The organism is Taibaiella helva, assembly GCF_003545695.1.
In the GTDB taxonomy this organism is placed as follows: Bacteria; Bacteroidota; Bacteroidia; order Chitinophagales; family Chitinophagaceae; genus Taibaiella; species Taibaiella helva.
This window is the reverse complement of the sequence record NZ_QUZZ01000011.1, coordinates 91,530-118,237: the sequence shown is the minus strand read 5'-3', so window position 1 is coordinate 118,237 and position 26,708 is coordinate 91,530. Positions and strand designations below refer to the sequence as shown.

Here is a 26,708-nt window from a genome sequence, read left to right as displayed (position 1 = left end):
CGGAAATTTGATATTTTTACATAGCGCCATACAAAATGGAGCCCGCAAAGGTTTAGAGATATGATACAGCAAGTAACAGAAGGGGTCAGTATTACAGTAGAGACGTTTTATCAGCCGGAGCAAAGCAACCCCATTAATTCCGACTACCTGTTTGCCTACAGGATCACCATCGAGAATTTCTCATCCGTTCCGGTAAAGCTGCTGCGCCGTCACTGGCATATACTGGATTCCAACGGCAATCACAGGCAGGTAGAAGGGGAAGGCGTTGTGGGCACACAGCCGATACTGGAGCCGGGCGCATCGTATCAATATGTATCGGCATCCAGCCTACGCAGCGATATGGGTAAGATGTACGGTAGCTACCAGATGGAGAACCTGTACAATAAAAAATTATTTTCAGTAGCAATACCGGAATTTGAGCTGGTTGCCCCTTTCAAAATGAACTAAGGCGTGCATCAGCACCGAACGCAAAGAGGCCGGGCAAAATAGCCCGGCCCTTTTTTGTTTTGCATGGTTGATCAACTTTCATGATTCTATCACGGACACTTAGCCGTTCACGGGGCCATTCGCTGAAAAGCCGGCAGCCGCGGAACCCGGATAAAATCACCCCTGCGGCCCGGAGGCCGGGATGGAGAACCAGTCCATAACCACCACAAACATAGTACGATCCCCGATGTCTCCACCGGCAATTGTAGATCCGTCCAGCCCTTGTCGTTAATTGCTGTTGTTTGCACAAAATCCGTTACAGGCAGAGCATCCATTGAACAGCCTAGTTCTCATCCATGGTGACATCGCCCTTAGCATCAGCCGTAAAGGGCAGCTCGTAATAATTGGTGACCAGGCGGCGTCCCTGCAGGGAAGTCGCTCCTTTCTTAGGCTTACCATTCAGGACCATATGGTGCTTTACCAGTGCCGGGTCCTTGTCCATCCCGATGCTGTAGCTGTGCGTACCGGCATTGTCCAGCTCCTGCGCCGATACTTGCCGGGCAGCCTTTTCAAGATTGGTATAGATGACGCTGTAATCCAGGTTTTTTATGGATGCAGCTTTTTCCAGCTCTTTCTTCAGCAGAAATTCGCTCCTGTTCAGGAATACCTCTTTACTATCTTCCATTTTATCGCCGGCCAGGTCGATCTTCATTTCCTTCAGCCGTTGAGGGTTGGCCGGGTCGACATAGGTAATGCTCACTGATTCCATAATGTCGGTAAAATGCTTGGCACTGGTAGGCATAAAAGTCAGCTCCGTTACCTGCATATCCGGTTTGACATACTTGTTGATCTTTGCCGGCAATGTAGCCAGCTGCTCTTTATCATAAATATTGACGCCGAGATTGCTGTCGCAGGAGCAGAAGCCCAGCAGGACACATAAAAGGAATAAGAGGGACAGACATTGACGTTGATTGATTGCGCTCATGAGTATCTTTTATTTTTAGAGAAACAAACGATGGACCGGAACAAATTACACCTCATGATTTCTTCCCCGGCCGGCATTTGCATATGCGCTTTGTTACGCACAGGATACGTGAGCAGAAGAAGTAAATCCGCTCAAAAGAGGGCAAAGCAGGCTGTTTATCAGCCTTGTAATCGTTTAAAAAAAGTGAAATAATTCCCAACAAAAAAGAAGGCTGCTGCTTTGCTTCTATATTTGTTCCCAAAACAATCATATTATGCTTCGTGTACTGATCGTAGACGACGAGCCGATTATCCGGAAAGACCTGGAAGCGTTGCTCAAACCTTATTCCGGCTTCATTGTAGTGGGTACCTGCGGTTCGGTAACCGAAGCGAAAATACTGATCAATGCCACGCAGCCCGATCTGCTGCTGCTCGATATCCAGCTGAGCGATGGCACAGGCTTCGACCTGCTGCAATCGCTGGAAAAGATCAGCTTCCATACCATCTTCATTACCGCTTACAATGAGTATGCGATCAAGGCGATCAAATACGGCGCCCTGGATTACCTGCTGAAGCCTATCGATGAGCTGGAGCTGAAAGATGCGCTGGAAAAAGTAAAGGCCGGCAGGAAAGAAGCGCTTGAAGTGAGGGAAAGCCTGGAGGTAGCCCGGGCACACATGAACAGTGACAACAAAGCGATCCGCAGCCGTATTGTATTGCGGTCCCAGTACTTCCTGCAAGTGGTAGCCTTCGACGAGATCATCTATTGCCAGAACGATGGCGGCTATACCCATTTTCATTTGGTGGATAAGCGGAAGATCGTCGTAAGCAAGTCGATCAAGGAATACGATGAGCTGCTGCCGCGGCAGCTCTTCCTGCGCCCCCACCAGTCGTACCTGGTCAATGTGAGCTTCATCGACCGGTTCCACAAAGAAGGCTACCTGATCCTGAAAGGCGGACAGGAGATTCCCGTTTCTACCCGGAAGAAAGAGCATGTTATTTCTTTTCTAACCGGTGGCTAATTTTGTGCTTCCATGGAAAAAAATCTACGCTCCAGGCATCCGGCAGTAAGCGCGCTGCTCTTCCTTATTATTGTCCTCCTGCAGGCCTGCACTGGCAAGCCAGACGGCGCTGCTATGCAGCCCGACATTTCGCTCTCGGAAGAAGAGCAGCTGTACCGTGCCTATGTGGATTCGGCGCTGTCCCGCAACAGTGCGGGCTTCCTCAGCCGGCTTGACAGCGTGCTGCCGGCCAAGTTCCGCGACGATTACCGCATCATAGGTTACCGCCAGTTCCTGCAAGGTTACAAAGCTTATAAAAAAGGCAATAAGGCGGCGGCTGCACAGCTGTTTCACCGCATGCTGCATTATGCCAAAGTAGATACCGCCAGGGACTACGACCTCATCACGCTGAAAGAGTCGGCGCTGGTACGGATACAGATGGACAGCAGCGTAGGCGCCGGTACCTTTGCTTTGCTGGTGCCGGTGATGCAGCTCAATGAGCGGCAGGGTACCCGGTCCCGCTTCCGCTGGTGGACATATAACCTGGCCGCCGAGATCTCTTTCCGGGCAGGAGATCCCAACCGCGCATCCCAATTCCTCGATGTCTCCCAGCAAGCTTTTGCCGATACAGGCGACTACAGTGTCAGGGCACAGTTTATGTCGCAGCATTCGCGTATTGCCAGCGCCATGGATGATTTCAGGAAGGCGCTGTACTATGAGGACAGCGCTTATGCACTGGCTAAAAAAGCCGGCGACGAGAACATGATGGCGATCAGCACTGCAGCCAAGGGTGTGCTCTATATCCGTATGGGCGACCGGGCCAAAGGCTATGCTTTGCAGAACGAAGCTTTTGAGCTGAAAAAAAAGCTCCAGACACCCGACCTCGCGCAGGAATACCTGAATATGGCCTATTCGCATTACGATGAGCAGGATTTTACCGGCGCGCTGAAATACGCGAGAGCAGCGCAGGCTATTGCCGAAAGCAAAAAAGACGAAGAGGCTAAGTTCAGGACCTATGAGGAGCTGGCCAAGATCTACCGCTCGCTTAAAGAATATGATTCGGCCTTCAACTACCTGATCATGGCCTTTAACACCAGCGAACGCATCTCCGCGATGCAGAAGCGTGAAGAGCTCGCCGCGTTGGACCTCAACTACAACCTGAGACAGCAAAAGCAGCGTACGGAGCAATTATCCCTGCAAAACAAATCGCAGGCAACGATTCTCAAACAGCAGCGCTTCCTCATCTTCGCCTTCGGCTTCTCGCTGCTGGTATCGGTATTACTGGCCTATGTATTCATCCGTCAAAGAAAGCTGAGGGCAGCCAATGAAAGCATGGAGCTGGAACAACGCCTGCTGCGCAGCCAGATGGATCCTCACTTTATCTTCAACACCCTTTCTTCCCTGCAGGGATTCATACGCAACGATGAGAAAGATAAATCGATCCGCTATCTTAACCAGTTTGCCCGCCTGCTGCGCGTAAGCCTTGAAAATTCAAGGGAGTCTTTCGTATCCCTGGAAAAAGAAGTAGATGGCCTGAAAAATTACCTGAGCCTGCAATACATGCGCTTTGAAAACCTCTTTGACTACCACATCGGGCTATACGAAGGCTATGATGAAGATGAGATCCTTATTCCGCCTATGCTCATTCAGCCCTTCGTGGAAAATGCGATACAGTATGGTGTTCAGAACCTGTCTTCCAAAGGCCATATCGAGGTCGGCATCGAGCGGATGGATGGTATTCTCCGCTGCACGATCGAGGACAACGGCAATGGTATGCAGCCCAGGGTAACCGGCTCGGGCAAACAATCCCTTTCGACCTATATTACCCGCGAGCGCCTGGAGCTGCTGAGTAAGAATACCGGGAAGAAAGCCGACCTCCGCATTATCGATAAGGCCAGCGAAGGGAAAGGAAAAGGTATTCTCGTGATCATGGATATTCCCTATCTCATCAATGGTAAGGCATAAGGTTTGTCTCACTTTTTATGAGACATATGTACCGATAATGGTAAATGCGTATCTTCAGGGTACCAAAAAACGGCTACCATACTATAAGAGATAAGTGCACCTCTTATCTTTTATGAACCGCATTCCGAAAAATCCTGCGCTGTTACCTGCGCATCCTTTCCTGTGGCTGCTTACCGCGCTCTGCGCCGGCATATTGCTTCATGGCTTTATCTCTCATACCGCTCCTCTGCTATGGTTCCTGTGCTGCCTGGGGTCCGGTATCGCCGCGCTGGCCTTGCATCTGCCCCGCAGCGTCAGCAATACAGCGCAACCGCTTCGTATGCTCAGTCTCAGCCAGGCATTCCTGTTCCTCGGCGCTACCCTAAGCAGCCTGCAGGATGTACGAAGCAGCAAACGATGGTATGGTCATTACCTGAAACAAGCCGATGCGCTTGTGGTATCGGTCAGCGATGATCCGCAGCCGAAAACCCGGACGCTGTTGCTCCCTGTTAAAGTAGAACGTATACGGTACCGGGAGCATTGGCTGCCGGTAGAAGGTTGGCTGCAATTGTATCTCTATAAAAAAGACAGCCTGCCTGCTTTCCGTCCCGGGCAGAAATGGCTGATCCCCGCAAAGGTCAACCGCATCAGGGCTTCCGGCAATCCCAATGCTTTCGACTATGCCGCTTACGCTGCACGCCAGGGCATCTTTTACCAGGCTTTCCTATCACCCGCTGATATTCGCCTGCTGCAGGAAGCGCACCAGGCAACTGCGTCATTAACCTCCCTGCGCCGGGCCATGGCGCATTGTCTCGAGGTAACCGTAAAGGATAGCATTACGCGTTCGCTGATCGCCGCTACGGTGCTGAATGAGCGGGCAACACTCGATGAGCAGCTCTGGCAGGCCTATTCAGTAACAGGGATCGTGCATATCATTGCGATATCCGGCATGCATATCGTGTTGCTGGCGGCCTTCATCCTGCTTTTATTCAAATGGCTGCCTTTCCCCCGGCTCAATCCCTTCAAATACTTGCTGGCTATGGCTGCAGTATGGCTCTACGTGGCGCTCACGGCTTTTCCGCCATCTGCTGTAAGAGCCGCGGTAATGTTCAGCCTGAGCATGCTGGGCCTGCTGTTGCAGCGGAATAGCCCGCCGGTCAATACCTGGGCCGCTGCTGGTTTCCTGTTGCTCTGCTACAACCCCAACTGGCTCTACAATATCGGCGTACAGCTTTCTTTTCTCGCCGTGCTCTCCATCCTTTTGTTTTACCCTACGATACGCAGCTGGTATAAGCCGGCGCATCGTATCGGCGCCTGGCTCTGGGATGCCCTGGCGGTAAGCCTTGCAGCCCAGGTGCTGGTCGCCCCGCTGGTGATCTATTATTTCCACCAATTCCCCTTGCTGAGACTAGTGGCCAATCTACCTGCAGCGTTATTCAGCATGTTGCTGCTCTATGGCTCCGCCTGCCTGTTCCTGCTGTATGCTATCGGCCTGCCCTGTCAATGGCTGGGTACAGCGCTCAGCCTGCTCACCAATGCCTTTAATGGCCTTGTCCGTATCCTGGCGGCTTACACACCGGCACGCATGCAGACGCTGTATATCGATACGTTTGAGTACTGGCTGCTGATGCTGGCCACTGCCGGTATCTGCCTTTTCCTGAAATACAGGAGCAGCCGCTATCTGTTTGCAGGCGGCCTCTGTGGCCTGATCCTGCTGGCCGACCTCATGATCAAAGATCAGATCGCGTTAAGACAAAAACGGGTAGTGGTGTATAATACCGCGCGTATTTCGCTGGCCGATGTTTTCTCCGGCAGGCGCAGCTACCCTGTATATAAAGACAGCATCCCCGACCGAAAAACAGAACAGTACACGAGATGGCCCGCCAGGCTTGCCTTCCGGGCTATGGATACGGCTGCGGCACTACCGCAGCGCGTATACCGTATTGGCGGCAAGCGTATTCTTTTCCTGGATCACAGCGGCGCCATAGCGCCTGGCAGCTATTTCCCCGTGGACTTCCTGGTGGTTTCCTCCCGCTGCGCTTTCGATCCTGAAGCCTGGTATAATACCTTTCACCCGGGAAAAATTATTATCGATGGAAGCCTGCCCCGCTGGAAGGCATTGCAATGGAGCGCGCAACTGAAAGCCCTGGGCGCACCGGTGTATTGGGTGCAGGAAGAGGGAGCATGGGTCTACCCTCCCCTGCCCTGAGATCGTTATTTTATAATCAGTGCAGCTATTTAGCGGATCAGGAACTGATCGGCATCCCGAAGAAAAGGAAAATGATTCCGGATTTCGACTAATGCTTCCGGCTCAAAGGTATGTGTGTAGACAGCCGGTTCATCGGCTTGCTGCCATAACGTATTTCCCAGCGGATCGACCAGCATGCTGTCGCCGCTGTGGTAGATGCCATTGCCATCATCGCCGATACGGTTTACCCCGATGACATAACACTGGTTCTCGATAGCCCGCGCCTGCAGCAAGGTTTTCCAGGGATGGCTGCGGCGCTGCGGCCAGTTGGCCACGTATACCAGGATATCATACTCTGCCTCGCCGGTTGCAGATTGCTGCCGGGCCCATACCGGGAAACGGAGATCGTAACAAACCTGCAGACACAGCTTCCAGCCATTAACGCGTACAATAAGGCGCTTATCTCCTGCGCTGTAATGCTGGTCTTCCCCGGCGTAGCCAAAGAGATGCCTTTTGTCGTAATGATGAAAGACACCATTGGGCAGCATCCAGATAAGGCGGTTGTAATAATGCCCGTCTTCTTCAATGATCACACTGCCGGTAATGATCTTTCGGTATTGCCGGGCGGTTTCCCTCATCCAGGACAGGGTTGGTCCGTCCATGTTTTCTGCCAGGGCCTCCGGCTTCATACTGAAACCTGTGCTGAACATTTCGGGCAGCACTGCTACCTGGGCCGCAGGCGGCAAGGCGGCAATAACCTCGCCAAATTGCTGCAGGTTCTTCTCTTTATCTTCCCAGTGCAGCGCGCGCTGGATAAGGCTGATGGTCAGTGAAGGCATACTGCAATTTAATTAAAAATACTTTTCCCTCGCGGCGACACAGCGACGCAGCTGTTTATTTCATTACCAGGCTTTGGAATAGTATGATCAGCTTTTCCGTAAACACCACGCTGTCATCCCGAAAGCAGCTTACGAGCATGTGGAATGAAGAATCCTGATCGCTTTGTTGCTCTAACCTTTATACAATATTGCTCACCAAGGCGCGTAGACACGAAGAAGGATGACTATTTCTTTTCTCGCAGCGCCGCTGTGGTGTTGCGAGATCTTATTTAATCTCTTTGCGCCTCCGTGAGCAAATAAAAAGCAGCCTTCGTGCTCGTGGTAACCTATAAAGTCCCTTCAGGAAAGGCTTGCGGAGATCAAAAAAGAAAGGCTATCCTCGACAGGACAGCCTTCGGAAATATATCCGTGTGTATGAAGAAAGGTTAAACGCCGAAGAAGCGGATGCCGATGCAATAAGGGTTTTGCACCAGGCTGTTCTGGTACATGTTCGTTATCTGGTAAGTGCCGTAAAACCGGATATACCCGTTGATGCCGATCTCTCCGCTCAGGTTAAGGTTGAATTTCTGGAAGTTGAACTGGTCATGGTTCTTTTGCTTTCCTCTTTCATCGGATATCTGCTTGGTCCAGGAGTCGAAGCAATAGCCACCGATAACACCCAGCCCGTAAGTGACCCAGAAATTGCCGCCCATGCGGGTTTTGAAGTTAACCATAAGCGGTATGCTGACATAAGCAAAGGCCAGCTTGTTCTTGCTGAACTGCACAGTGTCCTCAATCAGCATAGGGCTGGTGTTGTTGAGATAGGTGATGTCCTTGTTGAACTTAAAATTGTACAGCTGTAATCCGGCCCCGGTGTACAGAGAGATCTTCTGGCTGCGGGTCTTCAGCAACCGGATGTCCATCAATACGGGCCATATATTCACATTGATCGATTTGCCCTGCCGCAGTGAGAACAAGTTGCTGTTCTTCTTATCGCCGGGCACCTGCAGGTATTGCTGCGCTGCGGGTGAGCTGTAGTCGGTACGGTCGTTGAGGGCATTGATACCGAGGTCGAGCATCAGGAAGTGCAACTTCACCTTACGGCCCTGGTTAATACTGTCGAGCCTTTTGGAGCTTACCTTAATACCATCAGTACCCAGCGAAACATAGGTATGGCTCCTGGCAGTATCTTCTTTGCCGATGTGCAACCGGGCATCAACGTTCCTATCCTCGTCCTCTTTTTTTTCCTGTGCCGCAGCTGCCAGGCCTAAGCAGCACAAAATGGCGCTGATAATTGTAAAGCGTTTCATATATCGCATCATGTTTTTTGTTCAGGAAACCCGGGCACTTCCGCTCAGCGACCCAGAGCAATCAAATCTTTATCCCCGATACGGATCACGAAGCTGGCCCTCTTCAGCACCTTCGCTTTTGCGGCAAGGTTATCGCGCAGCTCCTGCACCTGGCTTACCAGGTCGTTGACACCATCGAGACTTTCTTCTTTAACCGGCACCCAGCCCGGCAGCTCCTTCCGGCCGGCTGTAAGGGCCGGAACCGATTCCCGGTCTATCGCCTGTATGATGGGTGCGGGGCTTTCTTCCGCAATCGTCGCCGGTAAAGTGGCAGCAGCCAGAGGCGCAATCTCTTCACGCTCCCTGCGCTTTACAGGCGCTACTGCTGCCTGGTCCGGGTATGCTGTCTTTGCAGCGACCGGCAGCCTTCTGTTGGGGTATACATTCGCCAGAGCCGTTGATGGTGGAGGCGTTGATGGCTTCGGCACTTCTTCTTGCTGCAGTTTTTTGTTTTGCGTTATTGCGCCGGCGCTGGGCGAAGGGGAGCTTATTTCCTTACCATCTTTACGTGCTACGAGCAATGTCAGCACCAGTCCTGTACCCAGCAATAAAGCCACTGCTGCCGCCTGCCGCCACATACGGAAAGGTTTTATGGTTCCGAAGAGCATTGCCGGCGTCTCCTGCCGCAGCAGGCTTTCCTTTTCGGGGAAAACATAAGGCGCTTCCCCGGTGTCCGGTTTTGTAGCACGATACAGCTCCAGGAGAGAACGGCATTCCTCATGCTGCATCACAAAAGCGTTCACTTCTGCTGCTTCGGCAGCGTCCAGTTCGTTGTCGACCAGGAGCAGCAGGTATTCTTCAATATTTTCTTTGGTCAGCTTCATCCGTATCAGATTACATGTTCCTTACTCACAAGGTAATTTTTCAGCGATTTCCGTGCCCGATGCAGGTATACTTTCACCTGGGTTGTGTTAAGCGCTGTCATTCCGGCTATTTCTTCGTAACTGTATCCTTCATAGTCTTTTAATAAAACGAGGTTGCGGGATTGCTGATCGAGTGTCGCCAGCGCCTGCTGTAATATTTTTTTGAGCTCATTCGTCCTGGGGGCTTCCGTAAGGGCATTTTCATGCAGCCGTTCCGTCCCTGTCGTTCGTCCTCTGGCCCGGTGCACATCCATGCATTTCCGGTAGGCGACGGTAAACAGGAAGCTCTTTCCTTTTTCCGGCGGCACCTCCGCCCTCTTTTCCCATAATACCGTAAAAGCCTGCTGCACCATATCCTTTGCCTCTTCGGCCTCACCTATACTTTTCCACGCAAAACGATACAGGCTGTCTGACAGCTCATGTACGCAGCGGTTGTATTCAGAGGTCGTCATTTTGCAGATAGATCGGCGGCACAGGAGAAAAGTTACAAGGAACGGAATATTTTCTGAAAAGCCGCAAGGCACGGGCTGCCAGTGTTATGTTTTCTGTTCCCGCCAACCCCAACCGGCCCCTGTTTGTTGTATCCATAGAGGATTCCGCATGGCCGCAAAATCCAGGTTATGGAAATCAATCGAATGGTGCTTGGGATCATTGTGCTGCTGGTGCTCTGTCTCGTCCTTTTTGTCGTGATCAAAAACAAGCGGGATCGGAAAAAGCTGGAAAACAGGCTGAACGAACCCGATATGCGGCCGGAGCGGCATGAAGAAGAAGAATAAACCGGTACATGGTATCATCTTAACGACCCTTGTGGTCAAAAATGCAGCAAGGGCCGGATCGCTCCGGCCCTTGTCAGGACTACTCTTAGCCTGACCGGCTTAGTTGGTTACCTCGACATTCACTTTAGGTGCTGCAGCAAGGATCTCCTCGTTAGCCTGATCGGCGTATTTCTCAAAGTTCTTTACAAACAGGCCGGCCAGCTCGCTGGCTTTCTTATCGTAAGCTTCTTTGTCGCTCCAGGTATCGCGGGGATTCAGGATCTCGGAAGGCACACCGTTAACGGCCTGGGGCATCTGCACACCGAATACATTATGGGGAGCATATGCTACATTGTCCAGCTCGCCGTTCATAGCAGCAGTGATCATTGCACGGGTATACTTCAGGCTCATGCGATGACCGGTGCCATAAGCGCCGCCGCTCCAGCCGGTATTCACCAGCCATACATTCACATCGGGATGCTCTTCCAGCTTTTTACCCAGCAGCTCGGCATATTTGGTCGGATGCAGGGGCAGGAATACGCGGCCGAAGCAGGCTGAGAAAGTAGTCTGCGGCTCGGTTACTCCTACTTCTGTACCGGCTACCTTTGCGGTATAGCCGCTGATGAAATGGTACATGGCCTGGCCCTTGCTCAGCTTCGAAATGGGCGGCAGGATACCGAAGGCATCACAGGTAAGGAAGAAAATATTTTTGGGATCGCCGCCGAAAGAAGGCTCTTTGGCATTAGCGATATAATCGATCGGGTAAGCGGCACGGGTGTTTTCCGTAATGCTGCCGTCGTGATAATCTACGGTATGCGTACCCTCGATGAACTTGATGTTCTCCAGCAGGGCGCCGGGCTTGATCGCGTTGTAAATCTGGGGTTCTTTTTCTGCGCTCAGGTCGATGCATTTGGCATAGCAGCCGCCTTCGAAGTTGAATACGGAACCATCGGCCCAGCCATGCTCGTCGTCGCCGATGAGGGCGCGGTTGGGATCTGCGCTCAGGGTGGTTTTACCGGTACCGCTGAGGCCGAAGAATAGGGCTACGTCGCCGTCTTTGCCTTCATTGGCCGAGCAGTGCATAGACAGCACCTTATGATCGTGGGGCAGTACAAAGTTCAGTACGCCGAAGATACCTTTCTTCATTTCGCCGGTATAAGCGCTGCCGCCGATCAGGATCACTTTGCGGGTAAAGTTCACGATAGTGAAGTTGCCCTGACGGGTACCATCGGTAGCAGGATCGGCCAGGAAGCCGGGCGCCTGCAGAATGAGCCAATCGGGATTCTGGGATTTGATCTCTTCTTCGGTCGGACGCAGGAACAGGTCGTTGCAGAACAGGTTGGCCCAGGGGGTTTCGTTCACCACGCGGATGTTCAGGCGATACTTGGGATCGGCACAGGCATAAGCATCGCGTACCCATACTTCTTTTCCGGATAAGTAAGCGCACACTTTATCATACAGCTTATCAAAAGTCTCGGGAGCAATGGGAATATTAACATCACCCCAATCTACTGAATGTTCAGTGATGGCATCCTTCACAGTAAATTTGTCTTTGGGAGAACGGCCCGTGAATTTTCCCGTGCTGACACATAAAGCGCCGGTATCGTTCAATACACCCTGACCCAGTTCAATCGTTTTTTGGGTAAGCACCTCCGGAGACAGGTTCCAGTGGGCAATCGCAACATTTAAACCTGCGGCAGCGAGGTTTGCCGAGGCATTTTTGAGGCCGTATTCTTGCATGTTTTTTTTGTTTTGAAAACTGGCTGCAAAATTAATACAAAATCGCATACGCCGTAAAGAATTAACACTTTACGGTGGGTTATTACTCACCGCGAACTTCCCCGGCAATTAAAGCTTACTGTACTTACAGCGCAACGGTGCAGAGTAACAGACAAGTGTTAAAATACATTTATTACCAACAGCTTAGAAAGAGGCGGACGATTTATTGTTTACTTTAGGGTTTAAAATTGTGCTTCATTTATGAAAATATCCTTTCACGGGGCCGCCCGTACCGTTACCGGCTCCAAGCATGTGATCCATCTCAACCCCGGCAAGCAAGTGCTGCTCGATTGCGGTATGTTCCAGGGTATGGGAAAAGATACACTCAGGCTTAACCAGGAATTCGGCTTTGATCCGGAGGAGATCGATGTCGTGATTATTTCTCACGCGCATATCGATCATATAGGCCTGCTGCCCAAGCTGGTCAAAGAAGGATACAAGGGTAAGATCTATTGCACCAAGGCTACAGCCGCGCTTGCCGATGTGCTGCTGCGCGACAGCGCGCACATACAGGAGATGGATCTGAAGTTTGCCAATAAGGTAAAGGCGGGGAAAGGCAAGCCGCCGGAAGAACCGCTATACACTACCGAAGACGCGCTAAAGGTGTTTCCCCTGCTGGAGATCATTCCGATGGACCAGTGGACCCGTATAGACGACCAGGTGGAGCTGCTGTACACCGATGCAGGGCATATTATCGGCAGCGCCTGCGTACACCTTAAGCTGAGGGAGAACGGCAAAACAGTACGCCTTACTTTCAGCGGCGACATAGGCCGTTATGGCGACGACATCCTGAAGTCGCCGGCCATCTTCCCACAGGCGGACTACATTATTATGGAATCGACTTACGGCGACCGGCTGCACCCGCTGTCCACACCTCCGGCCGAGCACCTGCTCTCGCAGATCGAAGCGACCTGCCTGCACAAAAAGGGCAAGCTGATCATCCCGGCTTTCAGCGTAGGCCGCACGCAGGAGCTGCTGTATGCGCTTAACCAGCTGGAGCTTGAAAATCGCCTGCCCAAGCTGGATTACTTTGTCGACAGCCCCATGTCGGTAGCCACTACAGAGGTCGTGAAGCGATTCCCGGAACTGTTCAACAGCAAGGTGCAGGAGGTATTGAAGAAGGACGAGGACCCCTTTATGTTCAACGGGCTTACCATGATCGAGGATGTAGAAGTATCGAAGGCGCTGAACTTCAAGAAAGAGCCCTGCGTCATTATCTCGGCCTCCGGTATGGCCGAAGCGGGCAGGGTAAAGCATCATATTGCCAACAATATCGAGAACCCTAACAATACGATCCTGATCGTGGGTTACTGCGAGCCGGAATCGTTGGGCGGCAGGCTGAGAGCGGGAGCAAAAGAGGTAAGCATCTTCGGCCAGGAGTACAAGGTGCTGGCTGATGTGGTCGTGATCGAAAGCCTGAGCGCGCATGGCGATTATGAAGACATGAGCCAGTGGCTGGCTTGCCAGGATCCGCAGCAGGTGCGCAAGCTATTCCTGGTACACGGCGAATACGAGGTGCAGCAAAAATTCAGCCAGCGCCTGCAGCGCAAGGGTTTCCGCGATGTGGAGATACCGGCGCAGCACCAGTCCATAGGTCTTGGCGACCTGGGCTAAGTAAGCCGTTGCCTGTATGCTGTTTATCGAAACGCAGGCTATTGCAACGCGGAGCGCTTGCATACAAGGGCTCCCAATGAAGGAAAAGGAATAATGTATTGTCTGTTTAGCGTAGAGCCATTGTCCGCAATGGCTCTACGCATGAAAAGCATACCTTGCCATGCGGCTGCTTTATGAAGGCGTATGCGGCACAGCAATACCGGCAGTATTGTTTCAAGGTGGATGGGGGTTAATGGCTACACATACTGCGCGTACACCTTTTCCGGCGTAAAGCGTACAAAATTGCTGCGGTCCATATTCAGCTGATCCAATAGCCGGGGACTGTTATTGGAGCTGACATGGATATAGAATTCAACAATTTTGCCGTGGATATCGCGGTAGGCTTCAATGGGGCGGTGGCTGAGCAGCTGATAGTCGCTGAGGGTAATTCCCAGCAGCCGGGCAATGGCGTGGTCCGGCAAGCGGACCCGGTATTCGGGTACTTCTGTCCTCTTTTCCATAAAATCGTGTGTTGGTTGGTTTCAGCTAATTTAAGTCTATCTTTTGGCAAGGTTATGCCAATTAGGAAAACTTTAGTCCGTTGCCGCTTTTCGACTGTTTCGGCCGGCCGTAAAAAAAGCGCTTCCAATGGAAGCGCTTTTAAAATATGGTTTTGAAACCGGCTTATTCGCCTACAACTTCAAATTCCAGCTCTACTACGTTCTCTTTACCGAAATCGATCTGGGCTTTGAACGTACCGGCTTCTTTCACCTCGTCGATGATGCTGATACGGCGACGGTCGATCTCGTATCCTTTCTGCTCGCGGATAGCGCGGGCCAGCTGGATAGCGGTAACGGAACCGAAGATCTTACCGGAAACGCCGATCTTGGCGCCCAGCTTTACGGGAGAGGCTTTCAGCACTTCGGAAACCTTGGCGATCTCGGCCATCAGCTTCTCTTCGCGCTTCTGTAATTGTTTGCGGCGTTCTTCCAGCACTTTTTTGTTGGAAACGCTTGCTTCGATAGCGTACTTCTGAGGGATCAGATAGTTACGGGCATAGCCGGGACGCACTTCAACCAGTTCGTGGGCTGCGCCTAAGTTATCAACGTCTTTTATTAATATAACTTCCATTGTTTATTTTACTTTAAAAGGTCAGTAACATAAGGCAGGATAGCCATCTGGCGCGCCTTCTTTACAGCATGGCCCAGTTTACGCTGGTATTTCAGGGAAGTACCGGTAATGCGGCGGGGCAGCATTTTACCTTGCTCATTCAGGAATTTTTTCAGGAACTCGGCATCTTTATAGTCGATGTATTTGATGCCCAGCTTTTTAAAACGGCAGTATTTCTTCTGACGCTTTTCTACCCTGGTGGTAGTCAGGTATTTTATATCGTTAGGTCTAGCCATTGTCGATTGAGATTAAAAGGGGATTAGGAAACGGTTTCTTCAGTTTTCACTTCAGCTTTTGCAGGCGCATTGCGTTTGCGCTCGTTGTAAGCCACAGCGTATTTGTCCAGATGCGTGATCATGTGACGCATTACGTTTTCATCGCGGTTCAGCTGAAGCTCCACTTTTGCGTTCAGATCGGTAGGGGCTTTGTACTCTACGACAACGTAGAGGCCTGTTGTCTTTTTCTGAATCGGGTAAGCCAGGGATTTCAATCCCCATGCGTTCTCATGAACGATCTCACCGCCATGTTCCTTGATCAAGGAAACGAATTTCTTATGAGCTGCCTTGAATTCATCATCTGCCAGAACAGGTGTGAAAATCAACATCATCTCATAATTCTGAATGTTGGTTGTTGCCATTACTAAATGATTTTTTAAAAATGAACCCGTCGTTTACGCCAACTGCAACACATGGTCACTGAGGAAGTCTCAAGTGGTCGGCGTAATTTTTCGGACGGCAAAGGTAAGCCTACCTGATAAATAAACCAAATTTAAAATTTGTCGGGATTCCTGGTATTGAGTATCAGGTATTATGTACCAGGTATTAATTTCCAATTTCCAAACTGCCAAATATTTACATTCACTTACATCCATGTCTAATCTCTAACTTCTACATTTCCCTCAAAACCAGCTTCCTTATCTCCGCCTCATAGAAATAGGCAATATCAAAATTATCATAGGCCTGGTTTTCCAGGATTACCACGCTGGTACCGCTGGCCGGGTAATAGAGGTTGACCGCGGTAAAGCCCTGCTCTGCAGCATAACCGGTATGGCCATACTCTTTTACCTTGCCCCCGTCGTTGATCCGCAAGCCGTAGCCATATCCGATCTCCTGCGGTCCGAAGACGGGATGACTGTTTTTGGTATGATAGTGTACCATCAGGCTATAGGTTTCGGGGCGCAGCAGCTTACCGGTATGCAGCAGCTCGTTCCACAGCGAAAGATCTCCGGCTGTGGAGATCATGCCGCCGAAAGGTACCTGCTCCGTGCTGAAGACAATACCTTTCACCGGCGTTACGCTGCCATCAGCCTTGTGCCGGTAACCCATCACCAGATTTTGCTGGTTGCTGCTGTCAGGGAAAAGGCTGTGCGTCATCCCGTGCTTTTTGAACAGGGCCCTGATCTGCGTTGCATAAGACTTACCGCTGGAATGCTCGGTAATCTGCGCCAGCAGCGCATAGCCTGCATTGGAGTACTGGTAGCTGGTCCCGGGGCGGAAAGCCAGCGGCCGGTCCGGCATTATCACACCGGAAGTGTGGTTCAGCAATTGATCTACTGTTACCGTATCGGCCCAGCTTTGCTCCAATGCGGGGAGATATTTACGGATGGGTACATCCAGCTTTATATGTCCTTTCTCCACTTCCTGCAGCACCAGCACTGCGGTCATTTGCTTGGTGTTGGATAAAATGGAAAGCTGGTCATCGATCTTCAGGGGCATCTTCGTCTCGTTGTTGGCCATGCCGTAAGCTTTTGCGAACCGCAGCTTGCCTTTTTGCCGGATCATGATCACGCCGCTGAAAGGACGGGGATTGCCCGGGGCGGTAATGAGCGAATCGATAGCACGGGTATAGCTGGTTCCCTGTGCATATAAAGACAGGTTTGCTGCCAGCAGCAGGTATAAAAAGGGAAAAAAACGCATAAGTATGGCGGTTTAGGGGGATGGTTCAGGGTTAGCGGAGCGAATATTTACGAATGGCATCAGCCGATCAGCTTGACTTCAGAAAGCGCGGGGAAAAGATAGACATAACCGGTGCCAACTTCCTTGCAGCGAAAGCGGGTGCGTAGCTTCTCGATCTTCTGGAAGATACGCCCGTCGTGGGTTTCAAAATGCTCGTTCAGCGGCACTTCTTCTACCAGGCGCATATGCTTTTTGCGGCGGTCGTGCTTCTTCAGCGCGCGGTACAGCTCGGGATCGCTGCAGGTAGAGGCTTTGATCTTTTTTCCGTTGTCCTGGTACTTGGCCAGGGCCTCTTCTACATTGTCGGGGAAAATACCTCTTCCGGTGTATTTGCTCAGCAGCTCTCCGAAGATCGCCTGCCATTCCTGTCCGTGCGGCATTATGGCACGCCGGTATTGAATATAGGCCAGCATATGCGCCAGCTCGTGCAGCAGGGTAATGAGAAAGCTGTAAGGATTAAGGGAACCGTTGATGCTGATGCGATGGGCAGGATATTCGCGGGAAGGAGAGCGGTAATTACCCAGGATGGTCACCCGGTCGTGCGCTATGGTTAAATGAATGTCGTAGTCTCTGAAAAAAGGAGCGACCTTACGATAGGTGCCTTCCGGTAAAAACTGCTCCAGCACGTGAAAAGGAGCTTCCTGCTTGCTCATACAAATCCATCATTTTTTCTTGGCCAGTTGGGAAAGTGGCACTGCTTCTATCGCCGAATACACTACGTACATTCCTAAAAACAAAAATAAGGAAGGCTTGTGAACCATACGGTCCTTAACAAAAATATAAATGAGCAGGATCGCGATGCAGATGAAAAACTTGAGCATAGTGCCCGTCATCTTGGCCCGCACAAAGGCGTTGGGATTGTCGGCGCGGATGCCCCGTTTGATAATATTGAAAGACAATAGCGACACCAACGCCAGGGTAATATTGCCGATCAGGAGCGAGGCAAAATCATATGCAGGATTCTGCGTGTACAGGTAATAGATCAGCCCCGACAGGATAAGGCATACAACAATTACCGTGATCACAAATTTGTGCTGCATAGGTGCTGGTTTGAGATTGAGCTTTCAAAGATAAAACAAGATATAGAAAACTCATGAGGCGATCTTTTATTATTTGATGATGAGGGTATTTTCTGCCGTATTTTTGCCACCCTCAGGGGCCGGGAAAGGCAATTTCTCTTTTTTTGGTTCGCATTAGAAAAAGTTTTACCTTTGCGCCCTTATTTCACGCATGATTAGAAACCATGCTCAAACGATAATACAATGAAAAAAGGCATTCACCCCGAAAATTACAGGCTTGTTGTCTTCAAAGACATGTCCAATGATGAAACATTCATCACCCGTTCTACCGCACCCAGCCGGGAGACCATCACCCTCGACGGTGTGGAATATCCGCTGATCAAGGTCGAAATTTCCAATACTTCACACCCCTTCTATACCGGTAAATCCATGTTTATCGATACTGCGGGCCGTATTGAGAAATTCAAGAAGCGTTACGCCAAGAAAGACTAATACGAATCTTCAAAATAGCAAAAGCGCTGTTCCCGCCGGAACAGCGCTTTTTTTACTGTTAATTACATTTTGAATCATTCCATTTACAATCAATGGGCAGAATGTAATCGCACTTGAAGGCTGGTTTGTAATTTGGGAATCTGGTCTTAACATCAACCAACTGATACGTGCAAGGCAATGAATAGAGCTTATACAGCGAATCAACTAAGCCGGGGTGGTTCAGAATATTTCTGCTTGTACTTAGCTTGACGTATCCTTTTCCTCTATACATGGCTTCGGCCTCACAATCTTTGACCACAAGCGCAATATTCACAATGTCATTTTCTTGCAATTGATATTCCTGCTCCATCTCTTTATATATGGGATTAGGACAATCCACATGATAAATACCTACTATCAATAGATATTTGTGTGCTTTCTTATTGTAAAGCAACCGAAGGTTATGTGCCATCGCATCAAATCTTTTATCCCATTCCGTTTCTATAGCAGTATTTGTACAAATCTCTTTCACTACATACCCATTGTCATATATCGAGCTGTAGTATTTTACATTTGAATTGTAGATGGACATGCACTTTTGAATAACAGCGCTCCGTTCTGGTATCAATGAATCATTTTTATACAAATTCAGGATCGTATCGGGTAATGCTGCTAAGTATCTGTAAAGTTCATTGTTGGTGTTTCCTGTTTTTTTCAATACCCGCTTTAGTGCCGGCACTATAGACATCCGTTCAAAATCAACTCCGTGAATTCTTATCGGTTTTCCTGACGGTAATTTATACCTGCGAAATGCTTTCCAATAATCTCTGTCCCTTTGTGTAAATAAAGGAAAACTGCGCATGATACCAGTATCACCGGTTGCTATGTATTCGTTCAGCAAATAGGCTGTAGATTTTCCTGTTTCTAAAACAAGATCGGTCAACCCGTCGTCCCTATATAGCTTTTCAATTAGCTTACGTTTGTATAGGGGAAAGAGGTCCGATAAATGCCATTCCGATAATATAATAACTTTTGCGCGGCGTATAAGGCCTGTGTCTGTAGCAGTCAGCACCTGGCCCAAACAATATGCGGGATTACACAAAATGACTATCAGTGATATTAGTTTATACAATTTAATAAAACTGGCTCGCTGCATCATACATTTCTCGTTTATAATAGCCCTCTAACATTATGTTAGAGGGCTTGGGAATAAGTTGCAAAACATTCTCTTTCGTTAAAAACGTGGGCAGACACCACAATCATCACAACGCGTGTCGCCAGGGTTTGGGGGCACGCAGTATACAGAAGTCCCCGTTTGCATGATCACATCGCAAAACCTTGTATAGTCGGCGCACACCGCATAATATGTTCCTCCTATTATTAATCCAGCATATTCGTCGGTCAATTCGGCAATCTTCTCTTTGTTTAGTTGCAATTTTGCAATGTTCAATTTAGTCTTTTTCATGTTGTTTTTTTAATTTATAGGATTCCTCTCCTGTCTTTACGCCAATGGAGCGGTTGTTCAGCGTTTTTTACTTTTTTGAGGGTAAACGGCCGTGCTGTTTTGGTTGGGTTATCTCCAGCATCTCATTGCACTTGCCAGCTTGACATTCTTAACGATTATAGCATAAACATTATTATATAATTGCATATAATTTATTTAATAATTTTATTTATATCTCGGATTAATGATGGACTGCGATCCGGATCACGGCCGAAGCGTCGCCGGCAGCGGCAACCAGCCTGCAACAGTAAACACCGGCAGGCAGGTGGCCCAGATCCAGGCGCTGCTGCTGTTGTCCCCGCTGCAGGGAGTATTGCTGCACTACCCTGCCCGCCAGGTCGGTGAGCTGCAGACTGCCGGCGCTACCGGGCAACCGGAACGATACCATTGTATTACCGGTAGCCGGGTTGGGTGCTGCCGACAGGTATATCTTTTCAGTACGCTTTTCCTCTACACCTACCCCCGTTTCTCCTATCTTGTGTACTATCATCTCGTCGAAGTAAAAGCCGTCTTTTTCCCGGCCGGCATCGCTGTGCAACGCAAAACGAAGCTTGATCTTTTTACCGGCATAATCATTCAGATCGATCATCTCCCTTACCCAGTCGTGCTGCAAGCCGTCATACATCGCCGCTACCTCGCCCTGGTTGTGGTTGCCTTTGCGCGTGTATAAACCACACAGCGGGCTATACACCGATCCATTCTCCGAAGCTTCTACCGTTACATAGTCAAATCCTTTTTCAATATCCCAGCGGGCGTCGAAGGATAAATAGGCGGCATCCGCTCCTGTAAGGTCGATAAAGTCTTTGGTTGCGATCAGGCTGGTCGTATTTGAGGCATAATCGCCGTTGGGGCTGTCAGTGATGCTGCCACCGACAGTAGTAAACTGCGTGCTGCTAATACCCCAGGTTGTTGTTATAAAAGGATCGAGCGAGCTACCCTCGCTGTGGAACACCGGGACGTCGGTACCGTACACGCGGGTAATGGTATCGGCTGCCGTATAGCCATCACTGTTTTGCCATTGCAGAGCATAGCGTACCGTGCTGCCGCCGGTGATGCCGCTGCTTAGCGTCAGCGATATGGAGTCGGTCAGCTGCTGCAGCTGCGCAGGATTGGTAAAGCCGCGGGGCGCCCCTACCGCAGCGATATTGGCGGAGAGGGGGATAACAGATACGGTAAAGGTCCCGTTTCCCAATCCCGTCCTGCGGAAGCGGAAGGGTACATGGCTGCTGATATTCGTAATAAATGGCTCGCTCAGCGGCTTCACTTCGGCATAGGCCGTCGCGAGCCGGGCAGCGTCCAGGTTCTGGTCCATAGTCTGCTTCGCAATAGGTATAATGCGGGACGATACCGGCCAGAAGCCGTCGGACTGGTCGCCGGCCTCGGGTGTCAGCGAGAAGATCTTGCCTTTGGTGCTCTGCTCTTCATACATCCAGTCGTCGCTGTCGCCGTTCGTTACATAGCCTACCGTCTGATCGCCGGTGCCGGCCGCAAAGCCGCTGCACTCCGTCATATCGGCAGCGATAGCCTGAAAGATCATGGAGTCGGGCGTCTGGAAAGAAGGGGTATGACCATAGGGATAGATCAGCAGGTTGCTGAAGGTATGGGCATTAAGCGCAATGCGGAACTGGCGCGTATTGCAGAAGTCGCGTATGGCCTGCGTTTCCGGCTCCGAAAAGCCGGAAGTACCGCGATAAGTATCGCTGCTGCCGCTGGGCGAAGAGCCGATATTATCATAGCCCCAGAAAGCGCCGTAGTTGCGGTTGATATCCACCCCGAAAGAGCTGCCGTTGTTTCGCCGGTTCTTGCGCCACATCCCGCCGCCGCCGGGATCGGTAGTAGCGTTGTATATATAACCATCGGGATTGACACAGGGTACGAAATACAGTTCGGTATGGTCGACCAGGTATTTGATCTGCACATCGGTACTGTAATTTTCGAGCAGGTACCACATATAAAAAATGAGCTGCGACAGGGATTCCGGCTCGCGGGCATGGTGCAGCGCAGTGTACAGTACTTCCGGCTCATTCTCGTCATTGTCGGGATTATCGCTGATCTTGACGTAGTAGAGGGGCCGGCCTTCCAGTGTAGTAGTTGTGCCCAGGGTTTGCTTTACCGTTACCAGCTGCGGATATTTACTTCTCATACTATCCAGCATGGCCAGCATTTCGGGATAGGTAAAGAAGCCGCCCATGCTACCCAGCTGAAAGTTGGCCGGTGTAGGGTAATCCAGGCAATCGGTACAGCCGGCATCGGTCGGCTTTGCTGCTTCAGTGGTCTTGTTGCGGTCGCGGTAATAAGCGCTTACATCATTGATAAGTACCGTGTATTGCAGGCCGGTCGCCTGCACCTGCTGCAGCTCGGTATCCGACAGGTCGCTGATGAAATAAAAGCCTTCCTTAAAGGCGCCATGATCGACGGCTATCCCGGCACGGGCAAGGCGTGCAAGACCGTCTTCACCTGTGTTCACTTGTACACGGTGGTATTTTTCTGCCTGCTGGCTAAAGGCAGACGGAGCCAGCAGCAGGCCCATGACGAGGAGTATGCGATGCATCATTGCTTTTCATTTTTACAGGCCGGACCTCAGGTCCTGCGCCCGTTTATGTATGGGGAAATTTTATATTAAGACAGCTATTTACAGAAAAAGTACTATATAGTGTAAACAGATTTGCTAGCCTGCTTCCTGGCCAAACTGCAGCAGACATCGGGCGAACGGATTTAGCTTCATGGCAGCGGATTATTTGCTTTTTTTGTATCTGATTTCCACGGGTACCACCCCGTCGTCGACCATGCCCAGCCGCCGGGCGGCTTTTCTGCTCAGGTCGATAATGCGTCCGTCGACGAAGGGCCCGCGATCGTTGATCCTTACTTTGACTGTTTTCCCATTCTTCAGGTTGGTCACTTTTACTTTCGTACCAAAAGGTAATGTCCGGTGGGCTGCGGTCAGCTTCCGCTGGCGGAAGGTTTCGCCGTTGGAAGTCTTCCGCCCTTTAAAGAAATCGGCGTAATAGGAGGCCTTTCCTGTTTCGGCTACCTTGGGTGTACAGGAGACCAGCAGAAGAAGCAAGGCCGGCAAACATCCCCGTTCCGGGTGGCTAAAACATCTTTTCATAGCAGGCCATGCATAAAACACGAATCTGAGGCTTAACAAGGACTTTATCTTGCGAAAAAGCGCCGTTTTCAGGCCAAATCCAAAGGTCATATGATTTGATTTTGAAAATTATATAAATTAAAGTTCTGCTTTTCTTTTTTGCATAAAAAAAGTTATCCACGCTTCCAACAACCATTCCTAATTTTTTTATAATTAAATGCTATCTTTGCCCACTTATAAAAAAAATTTACTAAGATTCTAACAGATTACCTATGCAGCTTAAAGGAATGGTAAAGTTCTTTACCGCGGCCCTGATCCTATTCTCGTTATGGCGCCTGTCGTTTACTTTTATCGCTCACAATGCAGATGTCAAAAATAAGGCTAAGGCCGAGAAGATGGTATCTGCTTCGGCTCCCGAGGTTAAAGGAGCCGATCGCGATCTGCTGATCGACAAAGCGCTGCAGCACATTACTGACAGTCTGCGCGATGAAACGGTATTCAATTTCCTGGGCCTTAAGTATACCTACAAGCAGGTTAAAGAAAAGGAATTGCAGCTGGGCCTGGACCTCCAGGGCGGTATGAGCGTAACGCTTGAAGTAGGTGTGGATGAGCTGGTGGCTTCTATGAGCAACAATGCTCATGATGCGAACCTGAAGAAAGCGATCGACCTGGCCAACCAGAAGAAAGCCAACAGCGATGCCGACTTCGTGAAGCTCTTCGGTGAGGCTTACCAGCAGATTGTGCCTGGTGGCCGCCTGGCGCCCCTCTTTACCAAAGCCAGCCAGGCCAAGATCACACAAAGCTCTACCAACGAACAAGTGTTGAAAGTGATCAGCGACGCTGCCAAAGAAGCGGTGCACAGCACCTACAACGTACTGACCAAGCGTATCGATAAATTCGGCGTATCCCAACCCTCCATCAACCTGGATGAGAATAAAGGTATCATCACCGTGGAGCTGGCTGGTGTAAAAGACCCGGAATCTGTTCGTAAAGTATTGCAGGCAACTGCCAAACTGCAGTTTTGGGAAGTAGCCACGCTGGAAGAGATCGGCAGCTCACTCGGCCGTGCCAACGAGATACTGACCAATTACCTGAAGAACGGCAAAACGACTCCTGCTGCAAAAGATACCGCTGCCGTAGCAGTAAACGATTCTTCCGCTAAAAAAGACACCGCTAAAGTTGCTGCGAATAGTGCTGCCGACACCGGAAGCCTGGCCAGCCTTGTCGCCAAAGGCGACAGCGCCGGCAACAAAGGCGCCAACAGCAATGGCCTTAACGGCAAAGGCGAAGAAAGCCTGTTCTCTATCATGGCCCCTGCAGTAAATCAGCAGGGCCAGACCTACGGCGCCTCCTACATCGGTATGGTGGCCCGCAAAGATGCGGACAAGCTGCTGGGCTACCTGAACATGGATATCATTAAAAACCAGTTCCCCCCCAATATTAAATTCCTGAAAGGCGACCTGCCCGGCCGTAAGACCGGCGACAAAGAGCCTCCTTACGCAATCTATGCGATCAAGACCGTGAACGGCAGCGATAAAGCCAAGCTGGAAGGCGATCGCGTGAAGACTGCCCGCTTCGACTACCAGAATGGCAAAGCGGAGATCAGCCTGGAAATGGACCAGCAAGGTACTGCTCTCTGGGCCAGGCTCACCGGCGCTAACGTAGGTAAGCCCATCGCGATCACGCTCGACGATTATGTATACTCTGCTCCCAATGTAAATGAAAAGATTTCCGGCGGACGTTCTTCCATCACCGGTGATTTCACCGCTGCTGAAGGTACCGACCTCGCCAATATCCTGCAGACCGGCAAGCTGGATGCTCCCGCTACCATCGTACAGGAGCAGGTGGTAGGCCCTACCCTGGGCCAGGAGTCTATCGACGGCGGTATGACTTCTTTCGGCGTAGCCTTCCTGGTGATCTTCGTGCTGATGATCGTTTACTACAGCACCGGCGGTATCGTGGCTAACATTGCCCTGATCCTGAACATGCTGTTCACCTTCGGTATCCTGGCCAATATGGGCGCTACCCTCACTATGGCCGGTATCGCCGGTATCGTGCTGGGTATCGGTATGGCGGTAGATACCAACGTAATTATCTTTGAAAGGATCAAGGAAGAGCTGGCCCTGGGCGATACTTACCAGGAGGCGGTGTCCAAAGGTTACAAGCGCTCTTATGCGCCGGTGCTCGATGGTCACATCACCAGCCTGATCACAGCCATTATCCTGTACGCATTCGGTCTTGGTCCCATCAAAGGCTTTGCGACCACCCAGATCCTGGCGCTGCTGCTGTCGCTCTTCACCGGTATCCTGGTATCCCGTTTGATTACCGACACCTATATGAAGCGTGGTCGTCACTTCAACTACTTTACCAAGCTGTCTAAATCCATTTTCCAGAAAGCGCATTTCAAATTCATCCAGAAACGTAAGATCGCCTATGTTTTCTCTTCGATCCTGATCCTGGCAGGTATTGCGTCTTTCTTCAATGGCTTTAACTACGGCGTTGAATTTGACGGAGGCCGCAGCTATACCATCAAGTTCGACCAGCCTCATAAAGTGAGCGAAGTGCGCGAGCACCTGTACAAATACCTGGGTAACCACCCTGTAGTGAAAACCATCGGCGCTTCCGGCGACCAGCTGAACATCACTACCGACTACCTGATCAGCAAACCCGGCCGCGAGGTGCAAGCCGAAGTGGAAGCCAAGCTGTATGAAGGTCTGAAGAATGAGAAGCTGATCCCCGCCGATGTAGACCAGGCAACGTTTACCAGCAAATATGTGCAGAGCCGCCAGACTGTGCTGCCGACCATTTCCAAAGACCTGAAGCAAGGTGCTATCTATGCAACCATCGTTGCCGTGCTGGCCATCTTCATCTATATCTTCGTACGGTTCCGCAAGTGGCAGTACTCCCTGGGCACTATCGTGGCGATTGTGCACGACGTGGCTGTTACCCTGGCTGTGTTCTCCTTCTTTAAGAACATCGTACCCTTCGCCCTGGAGATCGACCAGCACTTTATCGCAGCCCTGCTGACGGTGATCGGTTTCTCCATGAACGATACCGTGATCGTGTTCGACCGTATCCGCGAGTATTTCCGTAAGACACCTAACGGTAAGAAAGAGGAAGTGGTGAACCGCGCTATCAACGATACCCTGAGCCGTACCATTATGACCTCGCTCACCGTATTCCTTACCGCTGTTATCCTGTTCATCTTCGGTGGAGAGGTACTGCGCGGCTTCGCCTTTGCGATGTCCATCGGCGTGCTGGCCGGTACTTATTCTTCCATCTTCGTGGCGGCGCCTATCCTGGTAGACATGGATAAGAGCGATAGCCTGCGTGTTGAGGAAGACAAGGACGAAAGGATCCGCCAGCTGAAAGAACAAGCTTAATCATATTCCAATAATAGAAAAAGCCCCGCGGTAATCGCGGGGCTTTTTTTGTCATTCTGTTCTCGCGGCGATGCAAGCGCTCCTTTTCTCATGAACTCACAGAACCTAAGTATTAAATAATTTCTCGCAGCGCCGCTGTGGCGCTGCGAGAAAAGGAACATTTGAAATAAGCGAGTTGTGGCGCAGCGGGAAAATGTTTCAAATACACTTGCGTTTCAATTGGCGCAGATGTGGGTCAAGAGCCTAGCATGCATCTCCATAAACACTAAGCGGTAACTTTTAAGTTCCTTATTTGCTCACCAAAGCCAAGCCCGTACTCCAGTGCAAGCCAGGGTAATGGCCGCATGCCCCTACGGGGTAAAAGGCTTGTAGCAATATTCCTATTGCCCTTACGGGGGTAATACACAATAACCCGCACCAACCAATATCCCTACCGCTA

At 50.6% G+C, this 26,708-nt stretch carries 25 protein-coding genes; 8 read left to right on the top strand and 17 right to left on the bottom strand.

The features are described 5' to 3' along the window. The first annotated feature begins 60 nt into the window (after window positions 1–60). The gene (apaG, locus tag DZC79_RS16760; RefSeq protein WP_118952757.1) at window positions 61–447 is read left to right on the top strand and encodes a Co2+/Mg2+ efflux protein ApaG; all 387 of its coding nucleotides are present in this window, start codon (window positions 61–63) and stop codon (window positions 445–447) included. Window positions 448–769: 322 nt separating this feature from the next. Here the strand turns inward: apaG and DZC79_RS16755 are convergent, their stop codons facing one another. Then, on the bottom strand, window positions 770–1,411 hold the full coding sequence (locus DZC79_RS16755) for a hypothetical protein (RefSeq protein ID WP_118952756.1): 642 nt from the start codon (window positions 1,409–1,411) through the stop codon (window positions 770–772). Between the two features lie 253 nt (window positions 1,412–1,664). Here DZC79_RS16755 and DZC79_RS16750 point away from each other — a divergent pair, with 253 nt between their 5' ends. From DZC79_RS16750 to DZC79_RS16740, 3 genes are all read left to right on the top strand, one after another. Further along, complete coding sequence (locus DZC79_RS16750) at window positions 1,665–2,411, top strand: LytR/AlgR family response regulator transcription factor (protein ID WP_118952755.1); 747 nt, start codon at window positions 1,665–1,667, stop codon at window positions 2,409–2,411. A gap of 12 nt (window positions 2,412–2,423) precedes the next feature. Beyond that, on the top strand, window positions 2,424–4,355 hold the full coding sequence (locus DZC79_RS16745) for a histidine kinase (protein WP_118952754.1): 1,932 nt from the start codon (window positions 2,424–2,426) through the stop codon (window positions 4,353–4,355). Window positions 4,356–4,467: 112 nt separating this feature from the next. Then, entirely contained in the window at window positions 4,468–6,543 is a 2,076-nt protein-coding gene (locus DZC79_RS16740; protein ID WP_118952753.1) for a ComEC/Rec2 family competence protein, read from the top strand. Between the two features lie 29 nt (window positions 6,544–6,572). Here DZC79_RS16740 and DZC79_RS16735 read toward each other — a convergent pair whose 3' ends face one another. From DZC79_RS16735 to DZC79_RS16720, 4 genes are all read right to left on the bottom strand, one after another. Then, window positions 6,573–7,361, bottom strand: coding sequence for an amidohydrolase (locus DZC79_RS16735; protein WP_118952752.1), 789 nt, complete (start codon window positions 7,359–7,361; stop codon window positions 6,573–6,575). 425 nt (window positions 7,362–7,786) lie between these two features. Beyond that, entirely contained in the window at window positions 7,787–8,650 is an 864-nt protein-coding gene (locus tag DZC79_RS16730) for a hypothetical protein (RefSeq protein WP_157977221.1), read from the bottom strand. A gap of 44 nt (window positions 8,651–8,694) precedes the next feature. Next, window positions 8,695–9,513: an anti-sigma factor family protein gene (locus DZC79_RS16725; RefSeq protein ID WP_118952750.1), complete on the bottom strand. Its 819-nt coding sequence runs from the start codon at window positions 9,511–9,513 to the stop codon at window positions 8,695–8,697. Window positions 9,514–9,518: 5 nt separating this feature from the next. Next, window positions 9,519–10,004, bottom strand: a complete 486-nt coding sequence (locus DZC79_RS16720; protein ID WP_118952749.1) for an RNA polymerase sigma factor — start codon at window positions 10,002–10,004, stop codon at window positions 9,519–9,521. 168 nt (window positions 10,005–10,172) lie between these two features. On the opposite strand from DZC79_RS16720, the gene DZC79_RS21355 reads away from it, so the two are divergent. Beyond that, complete coding sequence (locus DZC79_RS21355) at window positions 10,173–10,328, top strand: hypothetical protein (protein ID WP_157977220.1); 156 nt, start codon at window positions 10,173–10,175, stop codon at window positions 10,326–10,328. A 99-nt stretch (window positions 10,329–10,427) separates the two neighbouring features. Here the strand turns inward: DZC79_RS21355 and pckA are convergent, their stop codons facing one another. Next, window positions 10,428–12,047 (bottom strand): phosphoenolpyruvate carboxykinase (ATP), encoded by a 1,620-nt coding sequence (pckA, locus tag DZC79_RS16715; protein WP_118952748.1) that lies wholly within the window; start codon window positions 12,045–12,047, stop codon window positions 10,428–10,430. 240 nt (window positions 12,048–12,287) lie between these two features. Between pckA and DZC79_RS16710 the strand changes: the two genes are divergently transcribed. Then, window positions 12,288–13,700 carry an MBL fold metallo-hydrolase gene (locus DZC79_RS16710; protein WP_118952747.1) on the top strand — a complete coding sequence of 471 codons (1,413 nt, stop codon included), beginning with the start codon at window positions 12,288–12,290 and terminating at the stop codon, window positions 13,698–13,700. 236 nt (window positions 13,701–13,936) lie between these two features. Here DZC79_RS16710 and DZC79_RS16705 read toward each other — a convergent pair whose 3' ends face one another. From DZC79_RS16705 to DZC79_RS16675, 7 genes are all read right to left on the bottom strand, one after another. Further along, window positions 13,937–14,200, bottom strand: a complete 264-nt coding sequence (locus tag DZC79_RS16705; protein WP_118952746.1) for a hypothetical protein — start codon at window positions 14,198–14,200, stop codon at window positions 13,937–13,939. Window positions 14,201–14,363: 163 nt separating this feature from the next. Next, window positions 14,364–14,810 carry a 50S ribosomal protein L9 gene (gene rplI, locus DZC79_RS16700; protein WP_118952745.1) on the bottom strand — a complete coding sequence of 149 codons (447 nt, stop codon included), beginning with the start codon at window positions 14,808–14,810 and terminating at the stop codon, window positions 14,364–14,366. Window positions 14,811–14,818: 8 nt separating this feature from the next. Beyond that, window positions 14,819–15,085 carry a 30S ribosomal protein S18 gene (rpsR, locus tag DZC79_RS16695; protein WP_118952744.1) on the bottom strand — a complete coding sequence of 89 codons (267 nt, stop codon included), beginning with the start codon at window positions 15,083–15,085 and terminating at the stop codon, window positions 14,819–14,821. A 23-nt stretch (window positions 15,086–15,108) separates the two neighbouring features. Further along, complete coding sequence (gene rpsF, locus DZC79_RS16690; RefSeq protein WP_232831860.1) at window positions 15,109–15,486, bottom strand: 30S ribosomal protein S6; 378 nt, start codon at window positions 15,484–15,486, stop codon at window positions 15,109–15,111. 250 nt (window positions 15,487–15,736) lie between these two features. After that, window positions 15,737–16,765 carry a serine hydrolase domain-containing protein gene (locus DZC79_RS16685; protein WP_118952743.1) on the bottom strand — a complete coding sequence of 343 codons (1,029 nt, stop codon included), beginning with the start codon at window positions 16,763–16,765 and terminating at the stop codon, window positions 15,737–15,739. A 59-nt stretch (window positions 16,766–16,824) separates the two neighbouring features. Continuing rightward, window positions 16,825–17,457 (bottom strand): SprT-like domain-containing protein, encoded by a 633-nt coding sequence (locus DZC79_RS16680; RefSeq protein ID WP_118952742.1) that lies wholly within the window; start codon window positions 17,455–17,457, stop codon window positions 16,825–16,827. 9 nt (window positions 17,458–17,466) lie between these two features. Continuing rightward, entirely contained in the window at window positions 17,467–17,844 is a 378-nt protein-coding gene (locus tag DZC79_RS16675) for a hypothetical protein (RefSeq protein ID WP_118952741.1), read from the bottom strand. A 222-nt stretch (window positions 17,845–18,066) separates the two neighbouring features. On the opposite strand from DZC79_RS16675, the gene DZC79_RS16670 reads away from it, so the two are divergent. Further along, window positions 18,067–18,315, top strand: coding sequence for a type B 50S ribosomal protein L31 (locus DZC79_RS16670; RefSeq protein WP_118952740.1), 249 nt, complete (start codon window positions 18,067–18,069; stop codon window positions 18,313–18,315). Window positions 18,316–18,373: 58 nt separating this feature from the next. Here DZC79_RS16670 and DZC79_RS16665 read toward each other — a convergent pair whose 3' ends face one another. The 4 genes from DZC79_RS16665 to DZC79_RS16655 form a co-directional block, all read right to left on the bottom strand. After that, window positions 18,374–19,453 (bottom strand): TraB/GumN family protein, encoded by a 1,080-nt coding sequence (locus DZC79_RS16665; RefSeq protein WP_198666926.1) that lies wholly within the window; start codon window positions 19,451–19,453, stop codon window positions 18,374–18,376. Between the two features lie 75 nt (window positions 19,454–19,528). Further along, on the bottom strand, window positions 19,529–19,759 hold the full coding sequence (locus tag DZC79_RS21350) for a class I lanthipeptide (protein ID WP_157977219.1): 231 nt from the start codon (window positions 19,757–19,759) through the stop codon (window positions 19,529–19,531). A gap of 220 nt (window positions 19,760–19,979) precedes the next feature. Further along, the gene (locus DZC79_RS16660; RefSeq protein ID WP_118952738.1) at window positions 19,980–22,352 is read right to left on the bottom strand and encodes a M14 family zinc carboxypeptidase; all 2,373 of its coding nucleotides are present in this window, start codon (window positions 22,350–22,352) and stop codon (window positions 19,980–19,982) included. A gap of 180 nt (window positions 22,353–22,532) precedes the next feature. Further along, a complete protein-coding gene (locus DZC79_RS16655) occupies window positions 22,533–22,907 on the bottom strand; it encodes a septal ring lytic transglycosylase RlpA family protein (RefSeq protein ID WP_118952800.1) in 375 nt (124 codons plus the stop codon). A gap of 251 nt (window positions 22,908–23,158) precedes the next feature. Between DZC79_RS16655 and secDF the strand changes: the two genes are divergently transcribed. Further along, on the top strand, window positions 23,159–26,269 hold the full coding sequence (secDF, locus tag DZC79_RS16650) for a protein translocase subunit SecDF (protein ID WP_118952737.1): 3,111 nt from the start codon (window positions 23,159–23,161) through the stop codon (window positions 26,267–26,269). Window positions 26,270–26,708 lie beyond the last annotated feature (439 nt).